Annotated in this window: 3 protein-coding genes and 1 pseudogene; all 4 read right to left on the bottom strand. The window is 24.9% G+C overall.

Annotated elements, in window-relative coordinates; translation table 11 throughout:
- Window positions 1-67: 67 nt before the first annotated feature.
- Window positions 68-493 (bottom strand): hypothetical protein, encoded by a 426-nt coding sequence (locus B0A78_RS14065; protein WP_123862018.1) that lies wholly within the window; start codon window positions 491-493, stop codon window positions 68-70.
- 148 nt (window positions 494-641) lie between these two features.
- On the bottom strand, window positions 642-1,595 hold the full coding sequence (locus tag B0A78_RS14060; protein WP_065213501.1) for a hypothetical protein: 954 nt from the start codon (window positions 1,593-1,595) through the stop codon (window positions 642-644).
- A gap of 2 nt (window positions 1,596-1,597) precedes the next feature.
- Window positions 1,598-1,990 carry a hypothetical protein gene (locus tag B0A78_RS14055; protein WP_065213500.1) on the bottom strand — a complete coding sequence of 131 codons (393 nt, stop codon included), beginning with the start codon at window positions 1,988-1,990 and terminating at the stop codon, window positions 1,598-1,600.
- 2 nt (window positions 1,991-1,992) lie between these two features.
- Window positions 1,993-2,457: pseudogene (locus B0A78_RS14760) on the bottom strand (hypothetical protein); the annotation flags it as partial.

The following is a 2,457-nucleotide window of genomic DNA, read 5'->3' as shown; positions in this document are numbered from 1 at the left end:
TTCCTAGTCTTTGGATTCTTAACGAGTCTAGCGGATAGTAGTGTATCAAACAAGGATTAATGTTTACTTACTGCAAATAAAAATTAAAATATTTGAAAAGGTTATTAGTTTTAAACTCATTTATATCCAATTCAAAACTCTCTTCTCTTAAAAAATTATCTTTAGAATAACCTTTTTCGTTAAGTGCTATATATATTAGATTGTTATTTTTTTTAAAAAGTAAAATTAAATATACATCATGTAAGTTGTTTTTACATGTTACTGATTCTATTGTGAATATACCTTGACTTTTATCTCTGTAATAATTAAATAATATATCGGAAACATAGTTCTTTTGTTCTTGAGTTAGCAACTGTTTTTTTAAATAATTTTTTTCATCCGAAAAATAGTCATCCGTTACGTCCTCTTGATGTTTTGGTATTGCAATAAAAATAGAATCATATTGTTTAAAAGGAAATAGATTCAACCTAATGTTTGCTGGAATATTAAACATTTTAAAAGTTTTTGTGCTTTTAAAGTTTGTAGGAAATTTAAATTTATCATTCTTTTTAAATAGTATTTTATTATGCAATTTTTTATATTCCTTTTTACAATATTTTGATTGAATTGAATTTAAGTTTTGACTAAAAACATAGCTTATATTAATCGTTAATAAGCTTATTATGATAATTTTTTTTAATTTCATTTTTCCAATTTTTATATTCAATTTCATTACTGTTTTTTAAAAACCAATTTTTAACTTTTTTTGAATAATACAGTATTACATATATATAATCTTGACCTTTTGTATAAAAATTTCTCTCTATTAGTTTATAAGGAGTTTTACCAGTGCCTTTTAAAACCAAATCTTTATTTGTAATAACAACTTTTTTTTCTGCTGTATCAAAATATTTCCAACCCAGTTTGTTATCCCATGAGTCTGTTAACGGTATATTTAATATTGAACCAACACCTGAAACATCGATACCTTGATATTTGTATGTAATTGAATACCCAATAGTAGTTAAATTAGTATTTCCAAAAATTTTTATTTTTTTTTCTGTTAAATTGCCTAATGCTTTCAGAGTTTCATCAGTATCGGCCTCATCACAGGCGATTGAGAAATAATTCCCATTATCTGAAATAGATGAAATCATTTTTTTTAAATATAAATATCCTATAAAATATTTCCTTTCAATACCATTTTTATAAAGAAATTTAGAACGTTCATGCATAATATCTGCGACTATTTCAATATCTAAAGATTTTTCATCATTTGATAATGCATCAAATACATTAGGAATATATTCGCAAATCATCTTCTCGTTTAGTTTGATTTTTTCTATATCATTAGTAATTATTGATGAATACAAACCACCATGATGAATCAAAGCAATATTATTAATTTCTTCAAATTCATTTAATATATTTTTTAAATCACTAATATGATTCAAGCGTCTAATTTCCCAATTAAATTGTATTGTGTCTGAAAATTGAGTATATGATAGATTTTCAAAACAAATTAAAATGTTTGTTTTAAGTTTTACATTTAATTCTTTATTTTGAAATTTCTTACTGTCTTCAATTTGTGAAAAATAAAATTTGATTTTACCCATATTTATATCAAATTTAAATAGATATTTTGAACTAAAACTTCTCCTTTTTCATCAACTTTACCATTTATAAAAATATCATCATTATTAAAAGTATTCTTTATTGAAATTTTAATAATTTCATCTTTTTTATAGTTTCTTGTTTTAACTAAAATGGATACTTTGTCACCAATTTCAATTAATTTTTCATTTGAAGTATTTGGTATCCATTCAGCACTTAATATTTGTTTCATATTTGAGTCTTCCTCAATTTCTAAATCTTTACGATGAACACCCCCTTTTGCATTTAAAAAAACTTTATTTCCTAAAATTAGACTTATATTTTCATTTGAGTTGATATAATAATTTCCACCTATCATTTTAGTGTATTTTCCTCCAATAATTCTTGTTCTACTCATATTTAAAAAATGTTTGTGTTTTCAGAACTAGTTATGAATATTTTTTTATCAGAATTTTTAAAAATAGATTCGTTGCTTAATATAATTATTGGCTTTTCAGATGTTTCTTTACGTTCGTTTTTTGTTTCACTATGCACATCCCCTTGAATGACCTCTACTAATTTACCCGTTATATGAGTCATCATATCCATTCCTATATACGTGTTTTTTACACCTCCTATACTTTCTGTAGATGTACCACTTATGGTATCATTTTCGTTCAATGCTACCAATTTATACAAATTCCCTCCTATGGTTATCGTAACATCATTACCTACCATTATATTGAAGTTTTTAGGGATATTAAGTGTAGCATTGCCTTGTCCATCAAATTGTAAGTAGTTACCATCTGGGGTGCTTTGTTTCCAGCTTCCCTCAGCATCGTTTGCAAGGGTTTCTATACCGCTACGGGTATGAATGGCTTTTAC

The sequence above is a fragment of the Flavobacterium columnare NBRC 100251 = ATCC 23463 genome (genome assembly GCF_002530675.1).
Classification (GTDB): Bacteria; Bacteroidota; Bacteroidia; order Flavobacteriales; family Flavobacteriaceae; genus Flavobacterium; species Flavobacterium columnare.
Note: the sequence above shows the minus strand (reverse complement) of the source record. Positions and strands in the feature narration are given on the sequence as shown.

Bases quoted from the DNA above. Each gene is read 5' to 3' on its own strand.
- B0A78_RS14065 (WP_123862018.1), bottom strand. From the start codon at position 493: ATGTTTAATATTCCAGCAAACATTAGGTTGAATCTATTTCCTTTTAAA.
- B0A78_RS14060 (WP_065213501.1), bottom strand. From the start codon at position 1,595: ATGGGTAAAATCAAATTTTATTTTTCACAAATTGAAGACAGTAAGAAA.
- B0A78_RS14055 (WP_065213500.1), bottom strand. From the start codon at position 1,990: ATGAGTAGAACAAGAATTATTGGAGGAAAATACACTAAAATGATAGGT.